General features: G+C 41.8%; 12 protein-coding genes. 6 read left to right on the top strand and 6 right to left on the bottom strand.

The window, feature by feature from the left end:
• Nucleotides 1-66 precede the first annotated feature (66 nt).
• A complete protein-coding gene (locus BIW53_RS02450) occupies nt 67-2,328 on the top strand; it encodes an acyl-CoA dehydrogenase (protein ID WP_070990232.1) in 2,262 nt (753 codons plus the stop codon).
• A 10-nt stretch (nt 2,329-2,338) separates the two neighbouring features.
• On the opposite strand, the gene BIW53_RS02455 is transcribed toward BIW53_RS02450, so the two are convergent.
• The 4 genes from BIW53_RS02455 to metG all read right to left on the bottom strand — a co-directional run bounded on the left by BIW53_RS02455 (nt 2,339) and on the right by metG (nt 9,506).
• Nucleotides 2,339-2,776, bottom strand: coding sequence for a hypothetical protein (locus tag BIW53_RS02455; protein ID WP_070990233.1), 438 nt, complete (start codon nt 2,774-2,776; stop codon nt 2,339-2,341).
• 128 nt (nt 2,777-2,904) lie between these two features.
• Nucleotides 2,905-6,051, bottom strand: coding sequence for an efflux RND transporter permease subunit (locus BIW53_RS02460; RefSeq protein WP_070990234.1), 3,147 nt, complete (start codon nt 6,049-6,051; stop codon nt 2,905-2,907).
• 3 nt (nt 6,052-6,054) lie between these two features.
• Nucleotides 6,055-7,230: an efflux RND transporter periplasmic adaptor subunit gene (locus BIW53_RS02465; RefSeq protein WP_070990235.1), complete on the bottom strand. Its 1,176-nt coding sequence runs from the start codon at nt 7,228-7,230 to the stop codon at nt 6,055-6,057.
• Between the two features lie 248 nt (nt 7,231-7,478).
• Entirely contained in the window at nt 7,479-9,506 is a 2,028-nt protein-coding gene (metG, locus tag BIW53_RS02470; protein ID WP_070990236.1) for a methionine--tRNA ligase, read from the bottom strand.
• Between the two features lie 170 nt (nt 9,507-9,676).
• On the opposite strand from metG, the gene apbC reads away from it, so the two are divergent.
• The 3 genes from apbC to BIW53_RS02485 all read left to right on the top strand — a co-directional run bounded on the left by apbC (nt 9,677) and on the right by BIW53_RS02485 (nt 13,964).
• Nucleotides 9,677-10,750, top strand: coding sequence for an iron-sulfur cluster carrier protein ApbC (gene apbC, locus BIW53_RS02475; protein WP_070990385.1), 1,074 nt, complete (start codon nt 9,677-9,679; stop codon nt 10,748-10,750).
• Between the two features lie 3 nt (nt 10,751-10,753).
• Entirely contained in the window at nt 10,754-11,347 is a 594-nt protein-coding gene (gene dcd, locus BIW53_RS02480) for a dCTP deaminase (RefSeq protein WP_070990237.1), read from the top strand.
• A 142-nt stretch (nt 11,348-11,489) separates the two neighbouring features.
• A complete protein-coding gene (locus BIW53_RS02485) occupies nt 11,490-13,964 on the top strand; it encodes an EAL domain-containing protein (RefSeq protein ID WP_070990238.1) in 2,475 nt (824 codons plus the stop codon).
• Here BIW53_RS02485 and BIW53_RS02490 read toward each other — a convergent pair.
• Together BIW53_RS02490 and BIW53_RS02495 are read right to left on the bottom strand one after the other, a co-directional pair.
• Nucleotides 13,924-14,718, bottom strand: coding sequence for a CLCA_X family protein (locus BIW53_RS02490; protein WP_070990239.1), 795 nt, complete (start codon nt 14,716-14,718; stop codon nt 13,924-13,926). The two genes, BIW53_RS02485 and BIW53_RS02490, sit on opposite strands and share 41 nt — an antisense overlap.
• Nucleotides 14,715-15,308 (bottom strand): tRNA-uridine aminocarboxypropyltransferase, encoded by a 594-nt coding sequence (locus BIW53_RS02495; protein WP_070990240.1) that lies wholly within the window; start codon nt 15,306-15,308, stop codon nt 14,715-14,717. Before BIW53_RS02495 ends, BIW53_RS02490 begins: the two co-directional genes overlap by 4 nt.
• Nucleotides 15,309-15,422: 114 nt before the next feature.
• On the opposite strand from BIW53_RS02495, the gene BIW53_RS02500 reads away from it, so the two are divergent.
• Both BIW53_RS02500 and BIW53_RS02505 read left to right on the top strand, forming a co-directional pair.
• On the top strand, nt 15,423-15,767 hold the full coding sequence (locus tag BIW53_RS02500) for an Hpt domain-containing protein (protein ID WP_070990241.1): 345 nt from the start codon (nt 15,423-15,425) through the stop codon (nt 15,765-15,767).
• Nucleotides 15,768-15,857: 90 nt separating this feature from the next.
• Entirely contained in the window at nt 15,858-17,075 is a 1,218-nt protein-coding gene (locus tag BIW53_RS02505; protein WP_070990242.1) for a pyridoxal phosphate-dependent aminotransferase, read from the top strand.
• Nucleotides 17,076-17,103 lie beyond the last annotated feature (28 nt).

Raw genomic sequence — 17,103 nt, forward strand, 5'->3', positions numbered from 1 at the left:
CACATGGATAAATTGAGTTTGCGCGATTTTTAAGCATACTTAAAGCGTTACGAACAGGAGGTCAGTATGGGCATTATTGTATTTACCATTGTAGTTGTGTGTATTATTTTCGCATTCCAGCCGCTGCGTTATAGAGTGATTAGTTTACCTGTGATGCGGTATTTTAAACGTGCTTTACCCAAACTAACCCAGACAGAGCAAGAAGCGATGGAGGCTGGGGATACTTGGTGGGATAGTCAGCTATTTTCAGGTCATCCAAATTGGAACAAATGGCATCAAAATGATGCGCCAAAACTAAGCGATAAAGAGCAGGCCTTTATCGAAAATGAACTACAAACTTTGTTATCAATGCTTGATGAACAGCAAATCAGACATGATAAAGACTTACCCGAATCTGTTTGGACTTATTTAAAAGAAAAAGGCTTTTTTGCTTTTATTATTCCCAAGAAGTTTGGTGGCAGAGAATTTAGCGCACAAGCTAATTCTACTATCGTGGCCAAAATTGCCAGTAAAAGTTTATCTGCCGCTGTAACTGTAATGGTGCCCAATAGTTTAGGACCTGCAGAATTGCTTATGCATTATGGTACACCAGAACAAAAAAGTGACTGGTTGCCTAAATTGGCAACAGGCGAAGCATTGCCTTGTTTTGCGTTGACTGCTTTGGAGGCAGGCTCTGATGCTGGAGCAATATCTGATTTTGGTGTTGTGTGTAAAAAGACCTTTCAAGGTAAAAAAGTACTTGGATTAAAGTTAACTTGGTCAAAACGTTATATTACCTTAGCACCAGTTGCGACAGTATTGGGTTTGGCTTTTAAGGCTTACGACCCTGACGGGTTGTTAGGAGATAGACCTGCATTGGGCATTACCTGTGCGCTGATACCAACTGATCATAAAGGTGTAAAAACAGGGCCACGTCATAACCCTTTAGATCAAGGGTTTATGAATGGAACGACGGAGGGTAAAGATGTTTTTATCCCTTTGGACTGGGTGATTGGTGGTCAAGCGGGAATAGGAAAGGGCTGGCGCATGTTGGTGTCTTGCTTAAGTGCTGGTAGGGGGATTTCACTCCCTGCATTGAGTGCTGGTACCGCTCACTTATGTACTAGAACAACGTCAGCTTATGCCAGAATTAGAGAGCAGTTTGGACAGTCTATTGCTGATTTTGAAGGGGTTCAAGAGAGCCTTGCGAGAATTGCAGGGCTGACATATAGCATAGAAGCGTGTCGACAAACCACGGCACAAGCTATTGATATGAAAAAAAGTCCCGCTGTAATTACCGCAATTGCCAAGTACCACTTAACCGAAATGTCACGGATAGTGATGAATGACGCGCTAGATATTCATGGTGGTAAAGCTATTCAAAAAGGACCCAGTAATTATCTTGCTAATAACTATACGGGGATCCCAATCTCGATTACGGTTGAAGGTGCCAATATTTTAACCCGCAACCTTATGATCTTTGGACAAGGGGCGACTAGATGCCACCCTTTTATTTTTAAAGAGATCCAAGTTATACAAAATAGTGAGGCAGATAATGGCCTTAGAGAGTTTGACAAGCTGCTCATGTCACATATGCAACATACGACGGTAAATGTATTCAAGGCGCTGTGGTTAGGTTTGACAAGAGGTTATGGGTTACCAGTATCTACTTCTGGACCAACACAAAAATACTATCAAAAGCTTAACTGGCTGAGCGTATGTCTTGCGGTATGTGCTGATTTAGCCATGCTTCGACTGGGTGGAGATTTAAAACGAAAAGAAATGTTATCGGCGCGCTTAGGCGATGTTTTAAGTCACTTATACTTGGCATCATGTGTGCTGAAAAAATACGAACACGATGGACGTCAACAGGGTGATCTCAAGGCTGTTCACTATGCATTGTCACATCACCTAAAATCAGGCTTTACAGCTTTAGATGATTTTATTGATAATTTCACTAATCGTTTTGTTGGGCAGTTGCTCAAGCGTTGGTGCCATTTCTTTGGGCATGGTGCAAAGGGGCCGAGTGACTATATGGTTGGTGGGGTGTGTACGGCCCTGTGGAAAGATAAGAATGCACGTGAACGGATAAGTCACTTATGCTGCGTTAAGTCTAATCCGGCAGTTGCAGAGATTGAAGAAGCCTATCTTTGCTACAAGTCCACAATAGCAACACGCAAGAAGCTCAAGCAGTGGCAAAGCAACTACAAAGTTTATTACTACGATAAATCATTTGTGGATTTAGTGTCTTTGGCTGTTAGTGATCAGGTGATGAGCCAAGAAGAAGCGCAATCGCTTATCGAGTCCGAAGACCTGCGTCAAAAAGCGATTGCTGTTGATGTATTTTGATTTATTGCGCTTAGCGGGCAAATGGGTCTGGGTTGATTTTATCTATATACCATTTGCCTTTCTTCCTGAGCATTTGGACACTACGCATATCATCAACCTTTTCACCGTTAAAGTAGCCTGTGAATACTAGATTAACTTTTGCGTTATCACCATATTGCTCACGTAAGCTCTCATTTGTCATGTCAACTTCAATTGTGACTTCGTCAAAGCGCATATTAACTAGGTTACGGGTAAATTGTGATGCGGTACCATAAGAGCGCATGATTCTGGCAAGTCTTGGCGTAACATGTACAAGCGCCAGATCCATATTGCCTTTGTTATACAAAGCATCGAAATAGACGGTCGCTATGTAGCCAGGACTGTCTTCATCACCTTTGGGTTTATCTTCTTCACCACAACCAACTAGAATCAGACATAAAGTCACTAAAATCGTATGTATTAACTTCATAATGAATTGAATTAGTTCTAGATGAACTAAGTTTGTAAGTAAATTTGCAATAAGTAAAGGCGCAATCGTACAGAATTAAAAAAAGCTCGTTCATGAACGAGCTTTTTGGTTGGGAAGTTTACAAATATCTAAATCTGTTTAGAAGCTAGTTGTTCATTGTTGGTTTTGTTAACCCGTTTTGTGAACAATGCTTTGATGTCCTCCAGCATGACATACTGACAAGGGATTAAAATGAGAGTAATCACTGTGGCAAACAACACACCAAAAGCCAGTGATACAGCCATAGGGATCACAATTTGTGCCTGCAGGCTTGTCTCCATAATGATAGGTACTAGACCCATAAAAGTAGTTAGCGAGGTCAATAAGATAGCTCTAAAGCGTTTACATCCCGCTTCTACTACTGCTTGTTTGATGGTACTGCCTTGCTCTCTAGCTTTATTTACAAAGTCCACCATAACCAGTGAGTCATTCACAACTACACCCGCCACAGCGATGATACCGAAGAATGAAAGACTACTCATGGTCATACCCATAACAATATGGCCAACAACTGCACCAACAACCCCAAATGGAATGACTGACATTATTAGGATTGGCTGAGAGTAGGAGCGCAATGGAATTGCCAGCAGGGCGAAGATGATCATCAACGACAATACAAAGTCTCTTATTTGCTCTGCTACGCTGTCCATTTCCTCTTGAATACGTCCAGCAACATTACTACTGACGCCAGGGTAATTTTTCAGTAGCGTTGGTAGATACTCATCACGGATTTCTTCGGCTATCTTAAATGGTTCAGCCTGATTAGTGTCAACCGAAGCCCATACATTTACCGTGCGTTTTGCATTTTCGCGGCGAATACGATTTACGCCATCAACGAGTTTAACATCAGCCACTTCAATCAGAGGTACTTCAGCACCAGATGGTGTAATGATGCGCACATCTTGTATATCACTGATAGAGTTACGAGCATCTTTTGGATAGCGGATCATAACTTTGATCTCTTCGCCATTTCTCAAAATGCGCTGTGCTTCTAGACCGTAATAGCTGAAATTAACTTGAGATGCTACATCAGACAGCGTAAGTCCCATACTGTAAGCTAGAGGCTTGAGTTCTAATTGAACCTCATCCGTAGCGCTTTGCAATGAATCATTGATATCACCAACGCCTTCAATACTTCTGAGTTTCTCTTTAAGTAAATTAGCTACTTCTTTAAGTTGGTCTTTATTTTTTCCTTCAAGACGGAAATTAATATCACCATCATCGCGCCCACCATTCATAATACTGTCTTGAATATTAAGTGTTTTAACGCCTGGTAGAGGTGGCATTTGCTCACGCCACATGGCACTGAGAGCGAATGTATCAATAGGGCGAAGATCAGGCTCGACTAGGATGGCCATAATGTTGGCATTAGTTCGACCACGAAGGCTTACGGATAAGTCTCTGATCATGCCTGTGCCGTATTTTTCTGCTATTTGTTTATCGACTTCCAAAATAAGCGATTCAATTTTTTGCGCAGTTTGCAGCGTTGCAGATTCCGATGATGACAAATTCATTTCAATACGAACTTCAGGGAAGTCATGAGGAATTTTTGGATTAGCAACAAACTTAACTAAGCCACCAGCAAAGAGGCCCGCGGTTACGATGATAATCGTCAAAAAGCCCACTATAACCGTGTAACGGTAGTGAATGCAGCGCTCAATAAATGGGCGGTACAGGTTTTCGATAAAGTGCTTCAGTCCATTATCCAAAGATGCGCGTAAGCGGTGGAATGGATTTTTAGGGTTGCTTGGTTTGTCTTTCATCGCCGCCAAGTGAGCCGGTAAAATTAACTTTGACTCAATAAGCGAAAATATCAGGCATAGAATAATCACGCCGCCAATCGCTTTTGAAAATGCAGCAGCAGGTCCTGTAGCGAATGTTTGTGGTAAAAATGCTGCGATAGTGGTCAACACCCCAAAGGTAGCAGGAATTGCTACACGCTTAACGCCTCTCACTACATTATCTAGGGAATGTCCACGCTGCTCTATTTCAGCATGTACTGATTCACCAACAACAATGGCATCATCGACTACGATACCCAGTACCAGAATAAAGGCAAACAACGAAGCTAAGTTAATGGTTATATCAAGCGCCCCGATAGGCATAAACAAAAATGCACCTAGAAATGATACTGGGAGTCCCATCATTACCCAAAAAGCAAGTCGCACTCTTAGGAATAATGCTAACATGAGCATCACTAAGATACCGCCGAGAATCATATTCTCGATCATCATATTTAGGCGACCATTTAAGTAATAAGTTAAATCTACTAAAGGCTCAATCCCCGTGCCTTCAGGAAGCGTTTTTGAGCGTTCAGCTAGGTAGTTTTTGATGGTGCTAGCAACTTTAGTGATATCTTGATCTTTAGATGCTTGAATTTCAAACGTTAGAGAGTTCTTACCATTGTACTTAGAGTATTGTAGGCCTTCTTCGAAGCCATCGTGAATGGTTGCTACGTCACCTAGGCGAATTTGCGCACCGTCCTCAAGGGTTCGCAGAGGGAGGTTCTCAAACTCTTTGCCTCGATAGGCTTGATTTTCGACTCGCATAGAAATGTAACCATTTTCTGAGCGAATTTGTCCAGCAGACATATTGGCAGAAAACGCTTTAACAGCTTGAGAAATATCTCTAAAAGTAAGATCGTACTCTCTGAGTTTATCAGGGCTTATCTCAATGCCTATTTCGTAATTTAAGCCACTGTGAAATTCAACGAGATTGATACCCGGAAGCGCCAACATTTCATCGTGAATAACATTACCAAGATCTTTGAGTTGAGCGTTGTCTAAATCGCCGTATAGCGATATCCACATAACTTCTTGTACAAATTTGTCATAGCTGACAATAGGGCGCTCCATTCCAACAGGAAAACTAGGTATGGAGTCCACTTGCATTTTGACTTCATCAAGTACGACCAGCGGCTCATAGTGTTCTTCAACTTCGATCCATGTTTGTGAAAAGCCTCGGTTTGAATAGGTGATCATACGTTTGATCCCTTCGAGTCCCTCCATGGCCTCCTCGACTTTAATCGTAATACCTTCTTCTACTTCCTGAGGTGCAGCACCTGGGTATATGGCTTGTACGCTTAACCAGTGGCTCTCAAACTGTGGGAACATTTGCTTGCGAATTGAGAATGCTGTGAGCAAACCGCCTATTAGAATGAATGCCATCAGCAGGTTTGCGGCAACTGGGTTGCGCGCAAACCAGGCAATAATGCCTTTTTCAGTTACATTACTCATCACTTATTCCTCTTTCAACGCAAGTTGAGTGTCTGCAACGGATGGTGTACCGTCATTGAGCTTTAGTTGCATCCCCTCGGTTGGGTATTCAAGAGCAGAGGTAATTAACTGAGTGCCATCACTGATGCCATTATCAATGATTGTTTTACCATTGTATTCGCGAACAACATTCAAAGCTTTAAAACTCAGTGTTTCATCGTTATTAAGCACAGCGATTCGACCATCTTTTACTAAATGTTGTGGGATTGCAGCGGCGTTAGCGATGACTTTTCCGTTGATTGTGGCGTTTAAATACGCACCAAATCGAAGTGGAGTGCGTTGGTCGGAATAGGGGTTTTGTACTTGAGCTACTAAGTAAGTCATTCGACTGCGTTGGTCAATTACCCCTTCGCTACGAACAATCTTACCTTGCCACTGTGCCGGTTTACCTTCTACTTGTGCTTTTAAAGTTACGTTGGCATTAATACCACCATCGACTAGGTATTGTAATTCATTATCTGCAACAGGCAGACGCACCTCAGCAACAGAGGTTGCATTAAGCTCACCAAACTTACTGCCTGGATTAACAACGCTGCCTAAACTCAAATCTCGGCTGGCGATGATTGCGTCATACGGGGCTTTGATGTAAGTGCGCTCTAGGTTTCGCTTTGCTCTTTTTACACTAGCTTGAGCCGCACGGAAGCTTGCTAGCTTCTCAGCTAACTGAGGTTTACGTAAATACAATTCTGAAGGAATGGTTGCGTTGGCGTTGTCTTTAATACGCTGCCATTCCTTTTTTGCAACGTGAGCTTGCGCTTGTTCAATTTCAAGAGCGGAGCTTGCGCGTGCTAGATTCGCTTCAGATTCGATAAGAGCAGCCTCATAGTCGTTGGGATCGATACGGGCTAGCACTTCACCTTTTTTGACAAACCCACCTTTTACAAAAGCATCTGACACAGAAATAACTTGTCCGCTCACTTGAGCAACCAGTTCAGTAGTGTATTTGGGTTTAACCAAACCGTAGGAATCCACGTTGAGCTGCATTGGTGCAACTACAATTGGATGTGCTTCTACAAGAGGGTGAATCACCTGTTCAGGCTTTTCTTCAGGTGGTTGTTTCATAGCTGAAAATGCTCCAGCTACACCTATGCCTCCAATGAGTACCGCAATGGGTAAGAATATTTGTTTTTTACTAGCCACGTTATCTTCCTTCCAACTGTTGATGTTGTTGGTATTTGCATCTGTGTTAATACCATTAGATGCATATTAAACGATAAGATATGTCTAGTTGTTTATTTAGGTTCTAAAGTTGTAACAAAGCATTACATATGCGTCGACTTTGTAATATTTATTGTTGTTAAGGTCATTTTTGTTAGGGAGAGTCGCAACAGTGGTGAGGCGCAAATATAAAAAAGGCCCCTGAGGGCCTCAATAAGTGTTTTGCTAAGTTACATTACGCGCATGCCTGGCTCTGAACCTTCGTCAGGGTTTAGAATGTAAATTTCTTTACCACCCGGTCCAGCTGCTAGTACCATGCCCTCAGACATGCCAAAGCGCATTTTTCGAGGCTTTAAGTTAGCAACCATGACAGTTAACTTACCTTCGATATCCTCAGGTGCATACGCTGACTTTATGCCAGCGAACACTTGACGGGTTTCACCACCTAAATCTAATGTCAGCTTAAGTAGTTTGTCTGCACCTTCGACATGCTCGGCTTTTGCTATTTTAGCAACACGTAAATCCACTTTGGCGAAGTCGTTGAATTCAATTTCTTCGCTGATAGGCTCTTTTGCTAAAGGGCTATTAGGGTCAAGGGTTACTTTGTTACTTGCTTCTAGGCTTTCTTTAGATTCTTCAAGCATTAAATTCACCTTATCCATATCAACACGTTGCATTAACGCCTTGAACTTGTTGATGGCATGCCCTTGTAGAACTGTTTGGGCACTTTCCCACGTGAGTTCTGTATTTAAGAACTGTTCAACATTGGCTGCCATTCCAGGAAGGACAGGCTTTAAATATGTCATCAGTATTTTGAACATGTTAAGGCCTGTTGAGCATACATCATGGGCTTGAGCTTGTGTACTTTCATCCTTAATAAGGACCCATGGCGCTTGCGCATCAATAAATTGATTAGCTTTATCCGCTAAGGCCATAATTTCACGAATGGCTCTGCTGTACTCGCGTTGCTCATAGTATTGAGCGATGGTATCGGAAGCAGTTTGAAATTGTGTAATCAGCTCTGGCTCAAGCACCGTGTCGCTCATTTTTCCATCAAACTTCTTACTGATGAAACCGGCACAACGAGATGCGATATTGACTACTTTGCCCACTAAGTCCGAGTTTACGCGTTGTGCAAAATCTTCCAAGTTTAAATCTAAATCGGTAATACCGCCGTTTAACTTGGCTGCAAAATAATAACGTAAAAACTCCGGATCTAAGTGCTCAAGGTATGTACGTGCCTTGATGAAAGTGCCTTTTGACTTAGACATTTTTGCGCCATTAACGGTTACAAAGCCATGGGCGTAAACATTTGTCGGTTTGCGGAAGTTTGCGCCATCAAGCATTGCTGGCCAAAACAGACTGTGGAAATAAATGATGTCTTTGCCAATAAAGTGATAAAGCTCAGCCTGTGAGTCTTCACCCCAAAAGGCGTCAAAGTCCAAGCCTTTTTTATCGCACAGATTCTTAAAGCTTGCCATGTAGCCGATTGGAGCATCTAGCCATACATAAAAATATTTGCCAGGAGCCCCTGGGATTTCAAAACCAAAATACGGAGCATCACGGCTGATATCCCATTGTTGTAGACCATCGGCAAACCACTCTTCTAATTTGTTAGCCATTTCAGCTTGTAATGACCCAGAATGTAGCCACTCTTTGAGCATGCTTTCAAATGCAGGTAAGTCAAAGAAAAAGTGTTCAGAGTCTTTGAGTACAGGTGTTGCACCAGACATTACTGAACGAGGGTTCTTTAGTTCAGTTGGGCTATAGGTTGCACCACAAGCGTCACAGCTGTCACCATTTTGATCTGGCGCATCGCAGGTTGGACAGGTACCAGTAACAAAACGATCAGGTAAAAAGATGCTTTTCTCTGGGTCAAAAAGTTGTGAAATGGTACGTTTCTTAATGTGGCCTTTTTCGTCTAGGCGCTTGTAAATAAGCGCACTCAACTCACGGTTTTCTTCGCTATGCGTGCTGTGATAGTTATCAAACTCGATATTAAAGTCGGCAAAATCACGTTGACGTTCGATGCTGACATTTCTCACCATCTCTTCCGGAGAAATCCCTTGTTTTTGTGCATTGAGCATAATGGGCGTGCCGTGAGCATCGTCTGCACATACATAATACGTTTCATGGCCACGTAATTTTTGAAAGCGAGACCAAATGTCTGTTTGAATGTACTCAAGCATGTGACCCAAGTGTGTTGGTCCATTTGCATAGGGTAGTGCACTCGTGATGAGAATTTTTCTCTTCGTCATAACTGTTCCAAGATTATCGCGTGGCTGCGCTCAAATTTCAGCCAAATCGCTTAGTTAAAGCTAACACGTGCCATTTACTCGGTGTGTGTAGCATCAATAGACTGGTTTTAATGGGTTGAATGTTACATAATTCCGTAGCCTTTTTCATCACCAGAGTACGTTTTATTTCAATGTTTGGTCTCAATAAACTATTTAAAAAAGACAATCAGTTAAAACAGCAGATTTTAAGTCAGTTAACTGCTTTCAAAAATAGCGTCTTTCCGTTAGGAATTGAGCCACAGTGGGTGAATTGCATTGAGGTAAAAAGCGCAGCTGTAACGGTAGATCTTACATTACCATTTGCGGCTAACGCGCAGCGACAATTATTGAGCGACGCGTTGTCTGAGCAAGTAGGAATGCAGGTTGAGGTGAATATTCAAACTCAGCTGCCTAAGCACTATCAATACAAGAAAATTAAACATATTGTGTTGATCGCGTCTGGTAAAGGTGGAGTCGGAAAATCTACAACCGCAGCAAATCTTGCTCTGGCTTTATCCGATCAAGGTGCAGAGGTTGGGGTATTGGATGCAGATATTTATGGACCATCCATTCCATCATTGTTTGATGCTATTGATGAACAACCCACAACTCAAGACAATAAAACACTTAACCCTATTGTTAAAGAGGGTATCAAAATACAATCAATAGGTTTTTTGGTTCCTGCGGACAACGCAACAGTGTGGCGTGGACCAATGGCGTCACAAGCGCTTAATCAATTACTTAACGAAACACAATGGGGTGAACTTGATTATCTGATTGTAGACATGCCGCCAGGAACTGGTGACATCCAATTGACGATGACACAGAAAGTGCCCGCAAGTGGTGCACTGATAGTTACAACGCCACAGGACTTGGCATTACTTGATGCCCAAAAGGGGATTGCAATGTTTAATCAAGTCAATCTGCCTATTCTTGGTCTGATCGAAAATATGAGTCATTACATTTGCACGCACTGTGGCGAGAAAAATCATATTTTTGGACACCTAGGTGGAGAACAATTAGCGGTTCGTCACGGTGTACCACTACTTGCACAGATCCCACTCAATATTCAGATAAGAGAAGCCTCTGAACAGGGGCAGAACCTATTAACACAGCATGTCGATATTGCTGAGCATTACTTTTCGTGTGCTCAGACAATAAGTAGTATGCTTTATTATCAAACACTATCAACACCGACTGTTGATATTGTGATTACGGATGACTAATCAATGAGATTATCAGATAAACACATTAAGCAAGCGATAGCGAATCAGCAGATTATTATAGATCCAGCACCCAGTGAGGAGATGATTTCCGGTATTACGGTTGATTTAAGATTGGGTAACAAGTTCAGAGTTTTTCAAGACCATGGTGCGCCTTATGTCGATTTGAGTGGGCCTAAAGACCAGCTCAATGAGGCGATGGAGTCTATCATGAGTGATGAGATAGTCTTGCAAGATGGGCAGGCGTTTTTTTTACATCCAGGTCAACTAGCACTAGCAATCACCTATGAATCCGTAACATTACCTGCTGACTTGGTTGGTTGGTTGGATGGACGGTCATCGCTGGCACGTTTGGGCCTTATGGTTCATGTAACGGCACATCGTATCGATCCTGGCTGGTCTGGTAACATTGTTCTTGAGTTTTACAATTCAGGAAAACTACCTTTGGCTTTAAGACCGAAAATGAAGATAGGTGCTCTTAGCTTTGAAACCATGACCAGCGCGGCGGAGAACCCTTATAACATCCGCAAAGATGCAAAGTATAAAGGGCAAAACAGCGCCGTGGCGAGTCGTATCAGTGCTGATAATAATAGCCTTTAAGCTAATCATGAGGTTTAAAATCTAGTTTTACATTTTAACGTGGTGTTATTTTGTCTTATTTAGGCTGGCATTACTGCATAAAGCTTCCATACTAAATTATGTCCCTAAGCCAAAGGCTATGGTGATTGTTAAAGGAGCTAAGATGGGTGCCAGCAAAGTTATTCGAATCGCTTCGCTTTTATGTTTGATGGTCTTTAGTAATATTTCCATAGCGTTGTCTACATCAACATACAATGATGTGAGCAATCAAAAGACCATTGATGATATCTTAAAAGAACAGCAATCATTTGTTGAACTAGATGAAGCAGTTCTGACGGCGCCAAAGCTTGTATCTACTTGGGTCAAAGTAGATATATCAGGTGAGCCTTCCCCAAGAGGGCGCAAAGCTTTGTATGTTAATAAGCCTTTAAATAGCGAACTAGAACTGTATTTGATCCAGCAAAACAAGTTGCTGGGTCAAGTTAGGGTACCCAGCGATAACTTTTCCTCTTCCAGAATGCAAAGCATTTTTCCTCATATCTATTTTTCAACGCAAAACAAAGATTCTCAGGTATACATTAGGTTGCGCTCTCCTTATAAAGTGATGTTTGACTTTCAAGTTGTTTCGGAAGACGTGTTTAAAAAGCGCAGTCAATCGAGATTGTTTTGGTATGGACTTGAGTTGGGGTTGCTATATTTTATAGCTATGATTCTGGCAATCATGGCGTTACTCAGTCGCCGTCAGTATTTAGCGCTACTGTCAATATATGTTTGTTTCTTGGCTATTCAATGTAGCGTCAACAATGGCAGTGTTTACTATTATTTACCTTCGGGCATCAGTCAGTTCGTGTCATCATTTAATGGGAGCTGGCTCATTTTGGCCTGTGCGCTATGTTTGCTATACCACCAATCGTATTTTGCTATTTCACAGACAAATAAAATACTAAGTCATGTCGTATGGGGAAGTGTGGTGACTTTGCTAGGTATGGCTGTATTGTCTTTTGGTATGGGATCGGCCTTGTCTGTACAGCTTCAAGCGATATCAAGTTTAGGTACTATGGTGGTATTGGCCGCGCTGTATCGCAGTGCAAAGCAAGGTTTTGCGCGCGATGTTTGGTTAGTAAGCGCAGCTTGGTTACCTATGTTCATGCTTGGGATCGTTTGGGTAGGCATGCAACTGGGTATAGTCACAAATGGGCGAATGCTAGGTATCAGTAAACTGGCGGTTGTCACCCATATTGTCCTATTAACCCTCAGTGTGTTTATGCACGATAAGAAACAAAAAGACAGGTTTTTGTTTTACAGCTTACATGACCCCGATACGGGGCTTTCTAACCGCTTCGCACTTAACAACTATTTGGAACATTTGGCCAATAGAAATACGCATCACACATTATTGTTATTCAGGCCATTGATCATTCACTCGATTCGCTTGAACTTGGGTGTGGCAAACGCCAATAAGCATCTTAACGAATTGTTTGGCAAACTCTACACTCAACTTGATACATATGGCTCTGTTACGCTTGCAGTCCCTGAAGGAAAAAAGACCGAGATTTTCAGGCTGGATGATAGTACGTTTGCGATCACCTTGATAGGGAAGTTGTCGCTCAGTCAAATCGAGCAGTATGTGTGTATTTTATCTTCGGTATTTGAAGAAGGTATAGAGTATAAAGGAACTAGATTAATTGATGAAATCGAAATTGGTGTCGCGCACTCACCGATACATGCAAAAACGGCAGACTCTCTGATACAGCGAGCAATGCTTGCTTTGTCAACTAAGTCACATGACACTGATAGGTGGCAAATCTTTGATGTTGCCAGCTCAGTTATATCTGAGCGACGCATGCAGTTGTCCTCGGCGCTAAAAGATGCAATTGATAATGATAGCTTTAGCTTATATCTACAGCCTCAAGTTAATCTAAAAACAGGTAAAGTGTATGGTGCTGAAGGGTTACTGCGGTGGTTCCATCCCAAACTAGGACAAGTTCCTCCCGATGAATTTATTCCAATCGCAGAGTCGTCTGGGCTGATTCATTTATTGACGGAAATGGTATTTGAAAAAGGTCTGAACTATCAAAAGCAGCTTGTTGAACAGTATCCAGGGCATGTGCTGTCGCTGAATATGTCTGGAAAAGACTTATCTAAAAAAGAGTTACTAGTTCATTTAATCACCTTAGTGAATGAACTTAATTTAAACCCCTCACAAATCGTAATAGAGATTACCGAATCAGTGACGATTGATAACGAAGATAATTTGAAAAGCATCTTAGATGATTATCGTAGTGTTGGGGTCAAGTTAGCCATAGATGACTTTGGTACCGGCTATTCGTCATTAGCTTATTTAAGCCGAGTTGGTTTTGATGAACTGAAAATCGACAAACAGTTTGTTATGGATATTGAAACATCTCAGAGCAACCAAACGATTGCTAAAGCCATGTCAGATATGGCACATAGCTTGGGGCTTAAAGTAGTTGCTGAAGGTGTTGAAAGTATCGAGAGCTATACGAGGTTGGAGCATTATGGATGTGACTTTGGGCAGGGCTATTTTATCGCTAAGCCAATGAACTATGAAGAATATTTGGTTTGGTTGTACAAGGTTAGTCAGAGCGATGATGTAAAGCAGTACCTAGCACTTTGAAATAGGTAAAAATGACTTCGCACAGATGAGAGAGATGTGCGGAATTGGGAAAGCCTCCTTGGTTGGCAAGCTTGCTATTATTAACGCCGCTTACCAAAAAATCATTACGAATTAAAGGGTTATTGCAAATGCAAGCTTCAAATGCTCTAGCGCTTAGCTCTTGGGGCCGACTGAAATAAAATTGCTTATAATGACTATCTAAAAATTTGGCATTTAAGAAATACTCACTCGGACCATCACCGGTATCATCTAAAAAGATAAGTTTAAAAAACTTATCCAAATGTAGGTTAAATGGGTGTCGATTGGCTATTGGTGTTTGCAGCCAAAGGCTCGAAGCGAAAGACAGAGCATTGCTGTCGGTAAATAGCTTTTTACAAATATGGTGGTCAAATGCATGCCACCATTCATGGGCAAGCGCACCTGCACCAGCATTTTTTGCTAATGCCAGTGTTCTTGATGACGGTTCGTAGTGTGCTTGCACACCTCTTTGACCTCCCGCACCAAATGCGAAATTCAATGTGCCGTTTAGACCAATTGCCCAAGGCGGGACTTCAAGAATTTGAGCTAAATCGGCGAGTGCATCGTATACAAGGTTGGCGCTGATACGCTGCTCTTGAGGGGTTACCCAACTTCCAACAGTAATGGTGCAAAAACCAAAGGTGTCTTTTATTTCTTGAAAATCAGTTTGGTCTTCAAAACGATAATCTGGACCGAGTCTAACAAATCCATCTGTAAGGCGGGGTATACGGCTCATAGATTGTATCTTGCTTTAACATGAGCTGGCATGAGTTTAGTTTGCTCTGTGATCATGCCCTTTAGTAGAGCCAATAGTGGCTGATGGTCGACCCCCTCATATTGATTAATAAACAAAGAGACAGACTCGAGCGTAGAGAGACTATGTGCTTGCTCTGCTTTGCGGATCCGATATTGGTTCTCAGGGATTGCGTCAAATGTGACTGCTTGCAAGGCAAGTAACCATGAGTTTAGAGCAAGTATTTTGTGTGCTTTTTTCCAAGTACCATCAATCACGAAAAGTATGTCTAGTGCAGGCAGTTGTTGCATCTGTTGTACCGTAACGGCGTTTTCACCTGGATATAATAAGGCGCAACGTTTATAGCCTGTTAATTCTCTAGCTTGTTGAAAGTCTTCTGGCTTTTGTCCAACGTACAGTTGTATATTGTTGAGTTGAAGTTGTAATAGTCGTGCCGTGTTTTTTGCTAGATTAGCTTCATCCGGATGCTGTAATATAACTATTTTAGTTTGTGTGTGTAGAGAAGGTGAGACGTATTTGCACACACATGTATTTATCGGATAGTGGCATTTTGAGCAAAAGTTTCTTTTCATTGTATGTTCTAAAACAAAAACGTTTGCTAAATCTTATCATAAATATCAAATTGTTTTGCTAACATGAACTGAATTGTCTAGCATTGATATTAACAACAGTGGGAAGGGAACTTTATGAATGTAAGCATAGATAACAGCGCGCTGGAAAGCATGCAGTCGTTGCTCGGGGAGCAGTTCGAAGAAACACTGGTTTTTTGCTGTAGTGAATTTGAGAGGCTGGAAAATGACCTTAAACTAGCCCTTAATTCAAATAGAGAAGAAGCTATCCGTCACGCTCATAGCTTGAAATCTAATGCTGCACAATTTGGCGCGATCAGTTTAAGCAGTACAGCAAGAGCTATCGAACAAGGATTAATGAGAGGTGATGATGCTGCTGTAAGTGAAAATATGGAACAAATTGCTGAGCAAGTCGCAGGTTCAAAATCCCAGTTACTACAGTGGCTAGCAACGAATCCATAGAATTTTAAGATTCTTGTTCTATCTTTGGTTATCCCTCTAGTTTTCATAGTCAATTTTGGGCTATGCTAGGCGCTGGAAATGGGGGGATAAATGTCTAAAATATCAAAAAGTAATAAATTACACGGAGTCTGTTACGACATCCGTGGACCGGTGCTAAGTCAAGCAAAGAAAATGGAAGAAGACGGACTTAAGGTACTTAAGCTAAATGTTGGAAATCCAGCCGCGTTTGGCTTTGATATGCCAGAAGATATGCATCGCGATATTATTCGCAACTTGTACTCAGCACAAGGCTATTGTGACTCAAAAGGTTTGTATTCGGCTCGCGTGGCTGTATATCAGCATTATCAGCAAATGTCGTTGCCACATATTAGTGTAGATAACATTTATATTGGCAATGGTGTTAGTGAATTGATTCAAATGACCACACAAGCATTGCTTAATAATGGTGATGAGGTGCTGATCCCTTCACCAGATTATCCATTATGGACTGCTTCTGTAAAACTATCAGGTGGCACACCCGTTCATTATCGTTGTGATGAAGAACAAGACTGGTTCCCTGACTTAGAAGATATAAGAAAAAAAGTAACTAACAAAACTAAAGCGCTATTATTGATCAATCCTAATAACCCTACTGGTGCAGTATATGATGAAGCCTTATTACAAGGGCTGATTGATATTGCTCGCGAGCATCAATTGTTGTTATTAAGTGATGAAATTTACGAAAAAATCCTGTATGACGACGCAAAACACATCCCAATTGCTTCTTTGTGCGATGACTTGCCAGTTATCACTTTTAACGGCTTAGCAAAAAATTATCGTGCAGCTGGCCTGCGTATGGGATGGATGATTTTAAGTGGCAAGGTCAGTGATATGGCTGATTTGATCACTGGCTTAGACATTCTTGCTTCAATGCGCTTGTGCGCCAATGTGCCAGCACAATTTGCGATTCAACAGGCGCTGGGTGGTGTGCAGTCCATAGACGCTTTGATTGAGCCTGGTGGCAGATTGTATGAGCAAAGAAACATCGCATATCAGGGCCTTAACAATATCAATGGTGTGTCCTGTGTCAAACCCAAAGGTGCGTTGTACGCATTCGCTAAAATAGACACTGCTAAATTCAACGTCAAAAATGACGAAAAGTTAATGTTGGATCTATTGCGTGAAGAGAAAATATTATTGGTTCATGGTCGAGCATTTCATTGGCCGGAGCCTGATCATTTTAGATTGGTGTTTTTACCTCACAAAGATGAACTGGAGCCGGCAATGGCCCGTATGCAAAGATTTTTTGATGGCTATCGCCAAACTTAAAATATTCGACAAGTACAGCCTGAGCAGG

It is taken from the genome of Pseudoalteromonas byunsanensis (assembly GCF_001854475.1).
Lineage (GTDB): Bacteria > Pseudomonadota > Gammaproteobacteria > Enterobacterales > Alteromonadaceae > Pseudoalteromonas > Pseudoalteromonas byunsanensis.

Excerpts from the sequence above, each read along its gene's own strand:
- metG (WP_070990236.1), bottom strand. The coding sequence starts at position 9,506 with ATGACGAAGAGAAAAATTCTCATCACGAGTGCACTACCCTATGCAAAT.
- BIW53_RS02490 (WP_070990239.1), bottom strand. The coding sequence starts at position 14,718 with ATGAGCCGTATACCCCGCCTTACAGATGGATTTGTTAGACTCGGTCCA.
- BIW53_RS02450 (WP_070990232.1), top strand. The coding sequence starts at position 67 with ATGGGCATTATTGTATTTACCATTGTAGTTGTGTGTATTATTTTCGCA.
- apbC (WP_070990385.1), top strand. The coding sequence starts at position 9,677 with ATGTTTGGTCTCAATAAACTATTTAAAAAAGACAATCAGTTAAAACAG.
- BIW53_RS02500 (WP_070990241.1), top strand. The coding sequence starts at position 15,423 with ATGAATGTAAGCATAGATAACAGCGCGCTGGAAAGCATGCAGTCGTTG.
- BIW53_RS02495 (WP_070990240.1), bottom strand. The coding sequence starts at position 15,308 with ATGAAAAGAAACTTTTGCTCAAAATGCCACTATCCGATAAATACATGT.
- BIW53_RS02505 (WP_070990242.1), top strand. The coding sequence starts at position 15,858 with ATGTCTAAAATATCAAAAAGTAATAAATTACACGGAGTCTGTTACGAC.
- BIW53_RS02455 (WP_070990233.1), bottom strand. The coding sequence starts at position 2,776 with ATGAAGTTAATACATACGATTTTAGTGACTTTATGTCTGATTCTAGTT.
- BIW53_RS02485 (WP_070990238.1), top strand. The coding sequence starts at position 11,490 with ATGGGTGCCAGCAAAGTTATTCGAATCGCTTCGCTTTTATGTTTGATG.
- BIW53_RS02460 (WP_070990234.1), bottom strand. The coding sequence starts at position 6,051 with ATGAGTAATGTAACTGAAAAAGGCATTATTGCCTGGTTTGCGCGCAAC.
- dcd (WP_070990237.1), top strand. The coding sequence starts at position 10,754 with ATGAGATTATCAGATAAACACATTAAGCAAGCGATAGCGAATCAGCAG.